The organism is Paenibacillus sophorae, assembly GCF_018966525.1.
Classification (GTDB): domain Bacteria; phylum Bacillota; class Bacilli; order Paenibacillales; family Paenibacillaceae; genus Paenibacillus_AQ; species Paenibacillus_AQ sophorae.
The window spans coordinates 4,820,549-4,835,057 of sequence record NZ_CP076607.1; the positions used below are offsets into that span (position 1 = coordinate 4,820,549).

General features: G+C 50.4%; 17 protein-coding genes and 1 pseudogene. 1 reads left to right on the top strand and 17 read right to left on the bottom strand.

Translation table 11 applies throughout. The annotated features are described in order from the left end of the window. Positions 1–6 precede the first annotated feature (6 nt). From KP014_RS23405 to KP014_RS23455, 11 genes and pseudogenes are all read right to left on the bottom strand, one after another. Positions 7–780: a class I SAM-dependent methyltransferase gene (locus tag KP014_RS23405; protein ID WP_036599506.1), complete on the bottom strand. Its 774-nt coding sequence runs from the start codon at positions 778–780 to the stop codon at positions 7–9. Positions 781–858: 78 nt separating this feature from the next. Continuing rightward, positions 859–1,248: a GNAT family N-acetyltransferase gene (locus KP014_RS23410; protein WP_246590570.1), complete on the bottom strand. Its 390-nt coding sequence runs from the start codon at positions 1,246–1,248 to the stop codon at positions 859–861. Beyond that, positions 1,245–1,916, bottom strand: a complete 672-nt coding sequence (locus KP014_RS23415) for an HAD family hydrolase (protein ID WP_036599508.1) — start codon at positions 1,914–1,916, stop codon at positions 1,245–1,247. The genes KP014_RS23410 and KP014_RS23415 overlap by 4 nt, the downstream gene beginning before the upstream one ends. 27 nt (positions 1,917–1,943) lie before the next feature. After that, positions 1,944–2,474 carry a histidine phosphatase family protein gene (locus tag KP014_RS23420; protein ID WP_036599510.1) on the bottom strand — a complete coding sequence of 177 codons (531 nt, stop codon included), beginning with the start codon at positions 2,472–2,474 and terminating at the stop codon, positions 1,944–1,946. Next, positions 2,475–2,933 (bottom strand): GNAT family N-acetyltransferase, encoded by a 459-nt coding sequence (locus KP014_RS23425; protein ID WP_036599513.1) that lies wholly within the window; start codon positions 2,931–2,933, stop codon positions 2,475–2,477. Between the two features lie 19 nt (positions 2,934–2,952). Beyond that, a complete protein-coding gene (locus tag KP014_RS23430) occupies positions 2,953–3,714 on the bottom strand; it encodes a CPBP family intramembrane glutamic endopeptidase (RefSeq protein ID WP_036599515.1) in 762 nt (253 codons plus the stop codon). An 84-nt stretch (positions 3,715–3,798) separates the two neighbouring features. Next, positions 3,799–4,317 (bottom strand): DUF6886 family protein, encoded by a 519-nt coding sequence (locus KP014_RS23435; RefSeq protein ID WP_036599518.1) that lies wholly within the window; start codon positions 4,315–4,317, stop codon positions 3,799–3,801. Between the two features lie 13 nt (positions 4,318–4,330). Continuing rightward, positions 4,331–5,098: a YdcF family protein gene (locus KP014_RS23440; RefSeq protein WP_036599521.1), complete on the bottom strand. Its 768-nt coding sequence runs from the start codon at positions 5,096–5,098 to the stop codon at positions 4,331–4,333. A 31-nt stretch (positions 5,099–5,129) separates the two neighbouring features. Then, positions 5,130–5,939 (bottom strand): phosphotransferase family protein, encoded by an 810-nt coding sequence (locus KP014_RS23445; RefSeq protein ID WP_036599524.1) that lies wholly within the window; start codon positions 5,937–5,939, stop codon positions 5,130–5,132. Positions 5,940–5,953: 14 nt separating this feature from the next. Then, positions 5,954–6,712 (bottom strand): class I SAM-dependent methyltransferase, encoded by a 759-nt coding sequence (locus KP014_RS23450; protein WP_090834326.1) that lies wholly within the window; start codon positions 6,710–6,712, stop codon positions 5,954–5,956. Positions 6,713–6,845: 133 nt separating this feature from the next. Continuing rightward, positions 6,846–7,559 (bottom strand): annotated as a pseudogene (locus KP014_RS23455) (class I SAM-dependent methyltransferase); the annotation flags it as partial. A 215-nt stretch (positions 7,560–7,774) separates the two neighbouring features. On the opposite strand from KP014_RS23455, the gene KP014_RS23460 reads away from it, so the two are divergent. Continuing rightward, the gene (locus tag KP014_RS23460) at positions 7,775–8,185 is read left to right on the top strand and encodes a VOC family protein (protein WP_036599530.1); all 411 of its coding nucleotides are present in this window, start codon (positions 7,775–7,777) and stop codon (positions 8,183–8,185) included. Positions 8,186–8,291: 106 nt separating this feature from the next. Here KP014_RS23460 and KP014_RS23465 read toward each other — a convergent pair whose 3' ends face one another. The 6 genes from KP014_RS23465 to KP014_RS23490 form a co-directional block, all read right to left on the bottom strand. Then, positions 8,292–8,942 carry an L-threonylcarbamoyladenylate synthase gene (locus KP014_RS23465; RefSeq protein WP_036599531.1) on the bottom strand — a complete coding sequence of 217 codons (651 nt, stop codon included), beginning with the start codon at positions 8,940–8,942 and terminating at the stop codon, positions 8,292–8,294. A 268-nt stretch (positions 8,943–9,210) separates the two neighbouring features. Beyond that, entirely contained in the window at positions 9,211–10,572 is a 1,362-nt protein-coding gene (locus KP014_RS23470; RefSeq protein WP_216700414.1) for an FAD-binding oxidoreductase, read from the bottom strand. 11 nt (positions 10,573–10,583) lie between these two features. Next, positions 10,584–11,246: a methionine ABC transporter permease gene (locus tag KP014_RS23475; protein WP_036599533.1), complete on the bottom strand. Its 663-nt coding sequence runs from the start codon at positions 11,244–11,246 to the stop codon at positions 10,584–10,586. Continuing rightward, positions 11,239–12,273 carry a methionine ABC transporter ATP-binding protein gene (locus KP014_RS23480; RefSeq protein WP_036599568.1) on the bottom strand — a complete coding sequence of 345 codons (1,035 nt, stop codon included), beginning with the start codon at positions 12,271–12,273 and terminating at the stop codon, positions 11,239–11,241. Before KP014_RS23480 ends, KP014_RS23475 begins: the two co-directional genes overlap by 8 nt. A gap of 57 nt (positions 12,274–12,330) precedes the next feature. Next, positions 12,331–13,200 (bottom strand): MetQ/NlpA family ABC transporter substrate-binding protein, encoded by an 870-nt coding sequence (locus tag KP014_RS23485; RefSeq protein ID WP_036599534.1) that lies wholly within the window; start codon positions 13,198–13,200, stop codon positions 12,331–12,333. Between the two features lie 26 nt (positions 13,201–13,226). Next, positions 13,227–14,408 (bottom strand): pyridoxal phosphate-dependent aminotransferase, encoded by a 1,182-nt coding sequence (locus tag KP014_RS23490; protein WP_036599536.1) that lies wholly within the window; start codon positions 14,406–14,408, stop codon positions 13,227–13,229. Positions 14,409–14,509: the final 101 nt, after the last annotated feature.

Below are 14,509 nucleotides of genomic sequence, written 5' to 3' on the forward strand. Positions count from 1 at the left end.
TTCGTATTATTTTTCCGCGATCCACACCGTCCATCGGTCCTGTTCTTGTATCGGTTGGCCGATTACCAGACGCTGCCCGATGAAATTCACCAGCTCCGAGAGCTCATTATCCGTCAGCTCAAATAGTAGAGATCTTCCCGTCCGGCCCAGCAAATCCAGCCCCAGCTGTTCAAAGTCCTCATATCTTCTACGGGTTTCCCAGTATGAAAACTCGGCGGTCAGGCTGAACCCGGTCTGCCTTAAAGCGTCAATAACCTCAATGCCGGAATAGCGTCTTTGAATTTCCTGCTGAAGCAGCTTCGGATATTTCTCGAAAAAATAGCCGCGGATATGGCTTGAACTCCCCTCAAGCGAGCAATCTTCAGGCGTCCGGTCTTGGATGATGAATTTTCCGCCAGGTTTCATTACCCGATAGGCTTCTTGAAAGCACGCGCTTAGGTCTCTAATATGATGAATCAACGCGCGCTCCAGCACAATATCGTACTGTCCGTCCTTAAGACCTGTATCAAGCGCATTTCCTTGAGCAAAACTGATGTTCGGAATGTCCCTGCAATTCTCCGCCGCTCCATTTAGCATTTCAGCCGAAAAATCCATTCCCGTCACATCGGCAGCGCCGGAAAGCGCTAATGCCTTTGTGTATATCCCTCCGCCGCAGCCTATATCCAATACCCGCTTTCCTTGAAGCCGGACATTCCTCTCTATCGTTTGAATCCAGCTCGCTTCCGCCTCTCTGGAGGCATAGGTCGATTGATTATTGTGGTCGTGAAAGTCGATCGGCATTCATTATCCCGCCTTTCCTTAATCTGATGCTCCTTTAAAAATGCTTGCGAAACCCTACCACATTCTCTTTCCTATAGCCTAACTCTTCGTAGAACTTATGCGCCTCCGCCCGCTGCCCGCCCGATACAAAAATGATATAAGTACAATCTTTTCCCGCGCCGCCCGCTCGATCTCCTGCATTAATACCCTGCCAACACCTTGTCTTCTGAAACGGCTGGCAACAACGACATTCTCAATCACCATAAAAGACTTGCATTCTCCCACAAAATCCTGGCAGATGATCCCCATCAGCGAACCAGCCAGTATATCGTCTTGAAAAGCGCCCAGCAGAATGTAGTTGTCATTATATTCAACCGATTCGAATACGCTGGCCAGCTTGGCCTCATTGCTCTTGTGTCCCGTCAGCTCCTCATACAAGCCGTTTAACTCTGGCAAATCTTCTCTGCCGATCTTTCTAATAGAAATCATAGTGAACCTGCCGCCTCTCCTTCTGAAGCAAACGCTTCATACAGTTCCTGTACAGTATGTATGCAATAGGTCGGCCCGATAGCTTCCATCTCAGCCGCGCTGCCGTACCCGTACAAGACGCCAATCGACGATATTCCGTTGTTATGCGCTCCGATAATATCATGCTTCCGGTCTCCGATCATCACGGTTCCGGCTGTTTCCAGATTCTCTTTTTCCAGGATATGCTTAATGATCTCACTCTTATCCGACAATGTTCCATCAAGGCCGCTCCCGACCACCGCATGGAAAAAGTGCTCCAGCTGAAAATGCTTCAAAATCTTCTCGGCGAACACAAGCGGCTTGGAAGTCGCGACGATCAGAACGGCCTGCCGCTGAATGAGCATGCTTAATAGCTCGGGAATGCCGGAATACAGCTCATTTTCGAAAATACCCTTGTCCGCAAAATACTCCCGGTAATACTGCACGGCCTGCCAAGCATCCGCCTCTGAAAAACCGTAAAACTCCTGAAACGAATGAGCCAGCGGCGGCCCGATGAACGGCTCCAATCGATCCAAATTGTCTTCGACAATACCAAACTTGGCAAGCGCATACTGCACGGACTTGGTTATACCAATCTTCGGGTCTGTCAGCGTACCGTCCAGATCAAATAAAATATGCGAAAAAATCAAATGATCACCTCTCCTGTTACGTCATATTCATTTGCCAATCTCATACTCCGTAATGGAAGCGCAAGGAATATCCTCCCGGTTCACCTGGGTCCGAAAAGCCATGCCATGACCGACTACAATAACAACCTCATGCTGCGCATATCTTCTCAGGACGCTGTCCACCCTGCTTTTCAGCATTGGCTTCGATTCCCAAATCCTTGTTTCTCCCGGGGGATACACCCCGCCGCATCGTTCATAGTCTTGGACGAGTTCGTTTAATCGCTCAAGCGTATCATATTCGAATGTGAGATCCGGCTGCCATTCCCGGAGGTCGAACTCGACGGCGATGTCCAATGACAGTTCCTTGGATAGAATCGCCGAGGTCTGCATCGCCCGGGTGTAGGGGGAAGTGATGATAAGCTCCGCCTGCCGCAACCGTTGATCTTTTGATGTTTCATACACCTGGCGGATTCCTCGTGCGGTTAGAGGTGCTAAATCCCGTCCATGCCCTTTTAGCCTGTAATTTTCATTGATCTGCCAATCCGGTTCACCGTGACGAATCAAATAGAATAGGGTCATCTACAATTTCTTCTCAAAACACAGGCTGGATCGACAATCGGCGTATTCTCCGAACCGTTCAATCTCGCCGTAGCCGTTCTTTTTGTAGAATCCGATCGCCTCCGTCTGCTGATCTCCCGTTTCCAGCTTGATTCCCTTATATCCCTGATTTGCCGCCTCCTCTTCCAGCCGCTGCATAATCATCCGGGCGATTCCCTTGTTCCGGAACTCCGGCTCCACGAAGAAACGCTTCAGCTCCACATGCTCTTCGTCCAGCTTCTTAATCGCTCCGCATCCGACTGGGCGGGAGTTCAGGTAAGCGACGATAAAATAAATATCATTTACGTAAGGATCTTCGAAATCAACCAGAAAGACTTCTTCCGGCGGGTAAAGCTCAAACAGATAGTGGTCAAGCTGTGCAATCAACAGGGCCAGATCCGGATGCTCCGGCGCCACCTGTACCAGTTCGGTATTTTCCATGTGCAGTCTCTCCTTAATGTTAGCCTAACATCCACGACGCCAGCCGATAGACAAAATCCGAATAATTATGGCAAATCACGGGTGCGGCGATGCTTTCCGTTTTAAAATACATATAGCAATACCAATATCCCAGCAGAAAAGCATGAATCAATTGCACCCCGTTATACTGCAACGAAAAGGGCGACCAGAAGACGAACACATGCCCCAGTGAAAAAAGGAGACTTGAAACCGTCGCCAAAAGCCATTTCATCTTTCTGTCACGCAGCCCCGCAAACACGTACACAGCCAAGTATTCAATGACAAATATTCTAAAAAACGGCTCCTCTCCAATGCCCGGCAGCATTCCGTAAGTCAGCAAATCCGTAATGATATAGGCTGTGCTCTGATGTTGAAGCTCGCCTGTCGGCGAGTAAATTCCCTCATATACCAGCAGTCCCCGGAGAGAAAGATACGCGAGCGGATACAGAATAAGAAAGATGCCGATTAGCCTCAGTCCCGCCCTCACGTTCTTCCAGTTGAAACCCAGTTCATGGAGCGGCCTTGAAAGGAACAGCTTGATCAGGACGAAGGTGATTCCGATTTGAACCCCGTACCAGAGCAGCATTCGGGCAAAAGGTTCCGCATATCCGACTTTGGACAGCATACGGAGCGCATAGCCGGAGGGTCCTCTGTAATCATAGGATAAATAATTCACCGCTTGCTGCATAACCAACATTATGACGATCAGCAGAATAAAGAAAGCCGTACCTCTTAATTTCCCTTTATGTATGCCTCTCTCCAATATTTCAACCTCGCTTCTTCCCGTTTCTTCAAGTCCTTCTTTGCAGCCGCTCCATGACTAATTTCCTGACCGCACTCTTCTCCATTAATAATATTTAGATGGTACGGCATTACCGAACCTAATGATTGAAAAATCCAACGTCGATTGAATTATACGGTTCCGCAGAGGATGCAAATCCGGTGTAAAACGCAGCTCAACCGGTTCCTGGAGCAGCTTGGACAACAAATCGCCCATCGGTTCCACGTTTACGGGACTGACCTCTTCCAGCGAAATATAATACCCTGCCGTCTCGTCGAATAATGTGAAAGAATCTTCCGCAAAAGTGTATCTGTACAGCCGTGTATGGCGAATGCGTTCCAGCCAGGCACTCTCTACGGCAATAATCTTATCTGCGCTTGTATGCTCAAAAAAACTCCCGGTGTCTTCCACCGCCGCCCCCTTCGGCTTCGAGTAGATCACCCGGGGGCAGTCCCGGGGAAAGTAATAATGCGGGGCATGCTCATGGTCGATTGCCCAGACGACCGGCTGTAAATCGGGAAAGGATTTCGAGGGGCGGGGATGAAAGATTTCGATGCCGGGCTCTTCGCTTAAGTGATATAACATAGATCCTCCATTGTTATATTTTTTCTTTGATCACAGCTGCCAATATTCCGAGATATTCCTTCAGCGTCGTTCCCACCGTTTCAATTGCACCGGGGCTGGGCGCCAGCTTGCCCGCATACCAAGCCGCTGAGGCGGCGGCGCTTATATGGTAATCGGTCGGATATGGCTGGACCTCCATTCCGGCTTGCCGGAACTCCGCAACCGCCCGCTGCATATGGAAGGCCGAAGTGACCAGCACCGGGCGGCTCAGCCCGTGTTCCTTCATGAGCGCGGCCGTAAACTCGGCATTCTGCTCTGTGTTCAGCGAACGGTTCTCGATAAGAATACTCCGTTCATCCACTCCCAGTCCGAGCAGCTGCCTGCGGGCAATATCGCCCTCGTTGCCGCTGTCGGCAAAAACCTGCCCGCCGCTGAACAGCACCGGCAATCCCGTCAGACGATGCAGCCGGACCGCGGTCAGCAGCCTGCTGGCCGCCGACCCACCCAAGCTGCCCTTGCCATCAATGTCGGGCGTTCCTGTCGTAGCTCCGCCGCCAAGCACCACCAGACAGTCGCCCTGAACCTGCTCCGGCTGGGCATATCGCGATTCGAGACTGCGCATCAGCGGGTTCGCGATCATCGGCGCCGACGCCAAATACAGCAGCAGCGTTACGGCGAGCAGCAGCACTGCCGGACCGCGCTGTTTTTTCCATAACAGCCATAATGCCAGCAGCGTCAGCAGCACAACAAATGTTCCTGGGGGCAGCACGAAGCTGTAGATAAATTTGATTACATAAATCAACGTTGGGCCTCTCCTTTCGATCCAATGAAGCTTATATCAATGTCTTTAACCTGGCTCTGATGATAGATAACAACTCATCTTTCTCATCCTTCGGAATCCATTCGACTAATCTGGCCGCCGCTGCCGGCAATATCCACTCGTCTATGGTTGAATAATCATGCCCGGTTACCCGAAGATACTCTTTAATGTAGGCTGCCTTCAGCTTGTTTCTTAGGAATTGAACAAATAACTTAATGGGGGCTGGAGTACCGTCAGGCATAGAACCGACACTTAGCAAAATAACCGTTCTGGCCGCGTCCCCGGCAGGATTTCCCGACATTCCGGTCATCCAGTCAACGATCCAATAACCCCCGTCAAACATCACGTTATCCGGATGAAAATCGCCGTGGCACAGCTTGTTCCCGTCAGGCAATTTCTCCGTGTAGCGGATAATCTTTTCCTTTTCCTGTTCAGTAAGCAGAGGAGCTTGTTGTATGTACTCACAGAGAACCTGCTTCTGTCTCCTGTTCAATTCGGCTGCCTCATAAGTATGGATTTCAGCGTGCAGGTTCGCCAGCAATTTTGAATATTTAGGAATGGTCCAGGGCTTTTTGATGAATAGACTAAGCAAAGAAACGCCCGATATGCGCTGAAATATTAATCCATCCCTGCCGTCCAGTTGTGTATGTCCAAAAGGCTCCGGCGTGCGAATGCCGAGTGAACAGGCCAACCCGCTGACCACAAGCTCCTGATTGATCGCCTCGGCGGGAAAATCCTTTTTGTACAGCTTGATAATCTTTCCTTGCGAGTATTCAAATATATCGGCGGTTCTGCCTTGCCCAATCAGTCTTAAATCAGTCACCTGCTTAAGCCTCCTCAAATTTGCTTTGTCGCAACGATATGAGTGAATATTGCAATCTCTCTGTACGGGCTCAGGCATCCAAGCTCAAGCTCCAGCTTCTTCATTTGATTATGCCATTCTTCATCTTGTTTGATCTCGTTATCCGCTATATATCCATAAAGATTATGTATTCCGAAACGCCCGACCATTTCATATCCCGATTCACCGAGCCATTCGGATAGCTGTTCACAAGAAAATGTAGTAATATCCGTCTGAATGATTGCGCTGTATTCCTTGCAGCTTTCCATGCTCGCCAGAGCGGAGTCCGGGTCTTTATTAATGATTGCCTTCTTCATGATTTTGGCCACCGGATTGTGCGCGATCAGGGATAGATACCCGTTTGGCTTTTGACAGCCGCTGATTTTGTTGATGAAAAGCTTCGGGTCTTCCATATACTCCAGAATGTTGTGGCAGAACACCCAATCGTAGATCCCCAATCTGTCATCCGTATTCTCGAATGAACCGTTGATAAATTGAGCATCTGTTCCCTGTTCTTGTGCAATCTCAATCATGGATTTAGTCAGATCGATTCCGGTAACCTTGTTCCCCCGCTTGGCGTATTCATTGCTGGAAATGCCAAAGCCGCAGCCAATATCCAAAATCGACTGTCCCTGCCCGGTCCAAAACCGATCAATTTGCTGCCATGCCGTCTCGTAGAACAACCGCCCCCAAGGCATTTTGGTATAGTTCAAATATTGCGCGATAGAGCTAGCAAAAGCCTCTGATTTGCTCAAAGCGGCCACCTGCCTCCCTTTTAGGATTAAAAAATGTCTTAAACACTAACCTTTCTATTTCATAGGATGATGTTCTGTGCCCAAAATAGAAGACACATGCGGAGCAATTCCGGCAGAAAGGTCGTCAGCTTCATCAAAAGCCAATCTCGCCCCGATTCTGATTATCCCTTTTTCTTGCTGCAAAAGTAAGCCAATTGCTTCTGAACTCAATTTCTTTATCGCACTTATGTTCGTTAATCGTTTGAGGCACGACCCTTTGAATTAAAATTTCCCAATCGATATACAATTCTCTCAATGTGTTGAATGCTTCTTCCGTCTTGAGATTTAATTCAATTTCTCCTTCCGTTTCTTCGCCGGTTTCAATCTGATATTCCATGACTTCCGTGCTCATCAGGATGCAATGGATACCGTTATGTTTTGTACCGTTAATCATCCGCTGAATCACAGACCGGAAAGCAGCTATGCTGGAGACATGCTCAAGGCAGGAACATGCGATAATGTAATCGAAATGGCCTGGTTTAATCTGATAAAATTCCGCATCCGCTACTTCTGTATGTATAATTTCATTCACCTTGTATTCTTCTGCATAAGTTCTAAGTTTGTCAATCGCGACGGGCAGCAGGTCCTGAATTCTATGCGCGACAGGAATGCTGTTTCTTCCAACACCGCATCCCAGGTCAAGCACTCTAACTTTTTTATTAAGGTCTAATCTTGGAAGCATATTCATTACGACTTTTACTGGCTTAGATAACCAGGTCCCAGGTTCAAAAAGAGCGGTGTCGCGGTAAAACTGCTCATGATAACTCATTTCTTTTTTCCTTGCTTTAATAAAGTCAGTCATTGCGGCGGCCGTCCTTTTCTTTAAAACTTACTTATACTTTCTTCCTGCATCAATTCCATTATCCTCCTTTATTAACAAATTGAACAGAGAATTAAGAGGCGCTTTCTCATGATTATGATTAAGGTCTTGACAAGTCGTCGATACTTATTAATAATACTTTTATAGAACGCATGTTCGTTAGTTTGGTTCGTTTTTTCTATTTCGATAAAGGAGCGATAGATATGGATAATCAAAAGATCACAACTTTTCTAATGTTTTCCGGACAAGCCGAGGAAGCCATGAACTTCTACGTTTCTTTGTTCGAGCGGTCGGAAATTCTGCATATTCAGCGTTACGGACCTGGCGAGGCAGGAGCGGAAGGAAGCGTGGTGCATGCCGTCTTCTCCCTAAACAGTCAGCAGTTTATGTGCATTGACAGCAATACGCCGCATGACTTTACTTTTACACCGGCCATTTCACTCTATGTCAATTGCGAGACCGAGGAAGAAATCGAGAATCTGTTCGGCAAGCTGTCAGAAAGGGGCCAGGTATTCATGCCTCTGGATAAATACCCTTTCAGCGATAAATTCGCCTGGGTTGGCGATAAATTCGGGGTGACGTGGCAGTTGAATCTGCTGGGGAAACAACAATAGATCCAGGAAGAGACAAAAATCTCCCTTAGAGCCGGATTTGGTCAGGCTTGAAAGGAGATTTTTGAATATTGGCAGTTTGCCGATGAAATTAAGTTAAAGTTAGAGCTTAACTAATTTCCTTAAAGACGGGAGCGATTTGATTCAATTGGGCGACAGTAATATCTCCATACCGCAGGACTCGGGGTTCTCCGGAAAGGTTGATGATCGTACTGGACTTTGTCGTACCCTGAGCTCCGCCTTCCAGAATATAATCCACTTTACTCCCGACTTGGTTCAGAGCCAGCTTCATATCCACAAGAACGCCGTCAGCCTGACCCGAAAGATTCGCTGATGTCATGGTCACAGGAATGTCCAAATGACGCATCATCCCACGCCATACGGGATTACTGAGACAGCCCATCGCGATCGTGGAACCGCCGCGAACCATTTTATCAGGAGCATTCTCTTTCTTCGGGAGCACAATATTGAGCGGTCCCGGCCAATAAGCATCAACGAATGCTTGGACAAGCCCGGGATCAGCCGCCGTCGCATATTCCTTCCAATCATTGGGATTCAGAAAAAACAAAGTCAACGCGGAGGTCGCCGGTCTATTCTTGATGGCGAAAGCCCGGTCAATGGCTTCATCAGCCCAAGGATTAAGCGTCAGAGCCAGATTCGTATCACTGGGGGCGATGATTACCCCTCCCTTGCTTACGCATTGGGCGGCCAAAGCAAAATTTTGTTCATTAGGCTCCAGCAGTTTTTCATCCTGTGCCATTTGCTTGTCCTCCTTCATTAATCAAATATGTATCTGGCCAGATGTCAACAGATTAGCATGATCTCTCAGATTTTACCAAGATTAATAATCTATCTTCTGATAGGCATTAGCTATCGCCGCTTTCCTGTTGATATTCCCGGAACAAAAAAGAAGCATCGCCACCCTGAAAACTGGTGACGGTGCTCCCGCCTTAACATATTATTACTTGCCCTACCGTATACAGGCTTCCCTAAATGGGCAAGGCCTTACGCATCTTGCGTGCTTTTCCTCAAAAAATCTTCCCTGTATTCAGAATGTGGCGGTCATCGAGCGCATCCTTGATCTGCTTCATGGCAGCGATCAGCGCCGGGTCCGTCGCTTTCTGGAAATAAGGCTTCTTGCTCAGCCCGATTCCATGCTCGCCCGACGTCAAGCCTCCAAGCTCATGGCTTTTTCCGTAGATGCGGCTCATGACGGCTTTCAAATCCTTCTGCCAAGCCTCCGCATCCCGCTCGCCGCGTACCACGCATAAATGCACATTGCCGTCCCCGGCATGGCCGAAGCTGATCAGCTGCACGCCGCTTTCCTGCTCCACTTCATTAGCGTAAGCGATAAAATCCGCCGTCTTGTTGATCGGCACGACGATATCTACCGGCTCCTGCTCAGACACCGCTTCTACCGCCCTGACCAGCGCCCCGCGAACCTTCCAGACTTCGTCCAGCGTCTCTTTGTCCTCCAGCAGCAGGAAGTCTAGAGCTCCGCTGTGAACGACAGACTGACGCGCGCGCTCCGCGTTGGAGCGGACTTCGCCCTCGCTGTTGCCGTCGAAGGACAGCAGAATATACGCCGACGCCTCCGGGTATGGAAAGGAGACTCCCATAAACCGCTCGCCCAGGGCAACCACCTTGCGTTCCATGAACTCGATAGCGGTCGGTCCCACATTCTCGTGAATGAGCCGAATTACAGCGTCAATCCCCGTCTTCAGGCTGTCAAAAGGCACAAGCGCCCCCATTACGAACGCAGGCTTCGGAATAAGCTTCAATACGCATTCGGTGATGATGCCAAGCGTGCCTTCCGAACCGATGAGCAGATGTTTGAGCGACAGCCCCGAGCTGTCCTTCACCACCTTGCCGCCGGTGCGAATCACCTCGCCGTTCGGCAAGACCGCTGTCAGCCCGCGCACATAATCCCGCGTCACGCCGTACTTGACCGCCCGCATGCCGCCGGCATTGGTGCTGATGTTGCCGCCGATTGTCGCCTGCTTCTCCCCGGGATCGGGCGGATAGAACAGCCCGCGGGCTTCCACATATGCTTGCAGATCTGCAAGCAGGATGCCCGGCTGGGCCGTAACCGTCAACGTGTCTTCGTCCAGCTCCACAATCCGGTTCATCAGGGACAGATCAAGCACAATGCCCCCATGCTCCGGTACGGTAGACCCGACGAGATTCGTCCCCGCCCCGCGCGGCGTCACTTGAACAGAGTGCGCATACGCCCATTTCATCACTCCGCTGACCTCTTCCGTGCTAACCGGAAAAACCAGAGCGTCGCAGGTTCCCTGCAGGCGTCCCAGATTATCCGTAACATACTTTTCCGCGATTCCTTCCGTCTTGATCCGTTCCGGATCGGAAATAATGCTGTACAGTTCCTGCAAGAAACCCACCTCTACTTTCTGGTAAATACCCGGGCGCACCAATCGCCGACGAATTGCGCTCCCTGGACAATGACAATCAGCAGAAGGACTGTTGCGATCATCACGCCCGTTTCATAGCGGTAATATCCGTACTGGATCGCCAGATCGCCGATCCCGCCGCCTCCAACGAGGCCCGCCATTGCGGAATAACCGATCAGACTGATAACGGTCACGGTCGTTGCCCGGATCAGGCCCGGCATCGCCTCCACAAACAGCACCTTCCGCAAAATCAGACCTAAGCCCGCTCCAGTGGCAATGGCCGCTTCCAGCACCCCTTTATCCACTTCGCTGAATGCCCCTTCCACCAGCCGGGCGAAGAACGCGACGGAAGCAAAGGCGAGCGGAACCGAAGCAGCTACCGGCCCGATGGTCGTGTTGACCATCACCTTGGTCAATGGAATGAGCAGCACGAGCAAAATGACGAATGGGACGGAGCGGATCACATTCACCAGCACGCCCATCACCGCATTGAGCGTCCGTTTGGGAAAGAACAGGGGACTGGCTGACAAATACAGAATGAGACCGATTAGCAATCCGAACACAAGTGAAGCGGCTAAGGAAATGCCAATCATAATCAGCGTTTCCCAAATAGCGGAGGGCAGCTCCAATCGCAAAATATCCCAGGTGCTATCCATTCAGCTCTCCCCCTTCTTTCGCGGCGGAAATCCGTTCAATTTTAAACACCTGTCCGGAAATATAGTCCCGGGCTCTGGCAATTTCCGCTGCGTTCCCGCTTAGTTTGATGAGCAGAATACCGAGCGGCTTGCCTTGAATATATTCGATTTTGCCGTGGAGAATATCGACCAGCACGTCAAATTCCTTCGACACCTTGCTGATGAGTGGTTCATAAGCTCGCTCGCCAGTGTAGGTGATCTTCAGCATTTCCTCTTGATCCGCCAGCTGCAAATGCTCCGGGACTTCGATATTCAGCACTCGGGAAACCAATGAGCGGGTCAGCGGATGCTGCGGTTCCGTGAATATTTGGTACGTATCGCCGACCTCCACGATTTCACCTTCCGCCATCACCGCAATGCGGTCAAACAGCTTCCGGGCCACATCCATTTCATGCGTGATGAACACAATCGTAATCGGATTCTCACGGTTGATGCGCCGCAAAATCCGGATGATCTCTTCCGTGTTCTCCAGGTCGAGCGCCGAGGTCGCCTCGTCACACAGCAGGATTTCCGGATCGTTCGCTAGAGCGCGTGCAATCGCTACCCGCTGCTTCTGCCCACCGCTCAAATTGGCCGGATAAACCTGCGCCTTGTCCGACAGATTCACCTGCTCGAGCAGTTCAAGCACCCGGCCGCGAATCTTCTGCTCGGGACAGTTGTTAGCTTTGAGCGCGAACGCTATGTTGTTGTACACCGTCGCTCCGCTGATCAAGTTGAAGTGCTGGAAGATCATGCCCATTTTCAATCTAACCTTGCGCAGCGCGGCGCCTTTGAAGCGGGTAATATCCTGACCGCCTACAATGACTTTGCCGGAAGCAGGCGGCTGCAGGAGATTGATTACCCTAACCAAAGTGCTCTTCCCGGCTCCGCTCGGCCCGACAATTCCAAAGATTTCGCCCTTGCCTACCGTAATGGACGCCTCTTTGACCGCTTGCATTCTCCGGCCCTTTTGTTTAAAGATCACGTTGACTTTATCAAGAACAATCACCACGAGCACCCTTTCCTGCAATCAACACCGTTCATGCCCTGCTGTACAGCTGATTGATTATTTGCCGTATTTGGTTGTATACCATTCCGGTTTATCAAAGGCTTTGAAAATTCCATTCGCATCTTCAATCGCTTGATGGAACTCTTCCGACTCGACCGCCGCTTTCAGATCCTTGCCAAGCTGTCCCTCAATATCAGGTGTCCGCACAGCAACGACGTTCTTGTAATCCTCCGTCAGCTTCTCAACAGCGAGAGCGCTTGCGAGGTCAAGCTTTGCCGCAATGGCAAAGTTTCCGGGAATCAGACCTACAGCCACGCTGTCCAGACTGCGCGAGATTTGGGCGGCATCCATCGTCACAAACTCCAGGTTATGCGGATTTACCGATACATCATGCACGGTGGCTTTGGTCGGGTCTACATCGGCTTTCAGGTCGATCAAACCAAGAGCCTTCAGGAAACGCAGCGAGCGCGCCAGATTGGAAGCATCTACGGCAATCGCTACCTTGGAACCGTCCGGAATATCGGCCAAATTCTTCACCGAGTTGGAATACACGCCCATGCCCGCTGTCGGAACCGAGATCACCTTGCCGATGTCCAGCTTGTTGTCCGCAGCGAATTTCGTCAGATATACCGTGTGCTGCATCAGATTGGCGTCGATTTCTCCGCTGCCCAGCGCTTGGTCAGGCTGCACATAGTCCGAAAATTGAACGACTTCAATCTTATAGCCCTGCTTTTCCATATATGGGGCAATCGCTTTTGTGATCATATCGCCATAAGGGCCGGGAGATACGCCAATCTTGATGTCTTTCTTCGCCTCCGGCGATGCGCCCGCATCCGCCGCTTTCTCATTGCCGCCGCATGCGGCGAGCAGAAGTCCCATCAGGGAAACTACCAGTGTAATGACCAACCCTTTTTTTATCTTGTTCATTTTTGTCTGTTCCTCTCACATTCAATTTATTTGATATTCGTTATTTCCGCGCCCCGGTAAGCCGCAAGTTTCTCCAGCCGTTTGAGCGCCTCTACAAGTGTCTCTTCCTTCTTGGCAAAATGAAACCGGATATACTGGTGGACGTCCTCCCGGAAAAAGCTTGAACCCGGAACCGCGGCCACTCCAATCTCCTTCGCCAGCCACTCGCAGAACTTGTAATCATCCGGCTCGCCGAACTCGCTGATATCCACCAGCACATAATACGCCCCTTGGGGCTTGTAATACTTGAGACCGATCCGGTCCAGTCCGTCCAGAAACAGCGTCCGCTTCCGCTCGTATACCTCGGCGAGCTCTTCGTAATAAGCGTCGTCCATTTCGAGGCCCTTCACGGCGGCTTTCTGCAATGGAGCGGCTGCTCCGACGGTGAGGAAATCATGCACCTTGCGGCAGACCTCAATGACATGAGCCGGACCGATAATGTACCCAAGTCTCCAGCCGGTAATCGAATACGTCTTGGACAGCGAGCTGCAGGACAGTGTCCGTTCAAACATACCTGGCAGAGAGGCCATGTACGTATGTACATGCGGCTCGTACACAATATGCTCGTAGACTTCATCCGTAATCACGAACGTGTCAAACTCTACCGCGAGCCGGGCAATCTCCTCCAGTTCCTCGCGCGTGAATACTTTTCCTGTCGGGTTCGACGGATTGCACAGGACAATCGCCTTGACTCCCTGTTCAAAAGCATTCCGCAATTTTGCAGGGTCAAACTGAAATTCCGGCGGGGCAAGCGGCACATAAATGGGGGTTACGCCGGTCAGAATCGCATCCGCCGTATAATTTTCATAGAACGGAGAGAATACGATAACCTTGTCGCCCGGGTTGCACACCGTCATCATCGCTGCCATCATAGCTTCGGTGCTGCCGCAGGTCACGACAATATTCGTTGCCGGATCTACCGGGATACCCATCAGCTTCGTCTGCTTGAGCGCAAGCTTTTCCCGGAACAACTCGGAACCCCACGTAATCTCATACTGATGAGGTCCTTCGTCCGCTACTTTCCGCAGCTCCTCCGTCAGTTCCCGAGGCGGATCGAAATCCGGAAAGCCCTGGGATAAGTTAATGGCGTCATACTCTCTGGCTACACGAGTCATTTTGCGAATAATCGATTCGGTAAATCCGTCCAGCCTATTGCTTAATTCCGGCATTGCCTTGGCTCCTTTACTATATACATCTCGTCCAATGGTATAAATTTACATTCCCTATTTAAACATACCATTTTTGTCGGATTAAACTCTTAAATTATAGA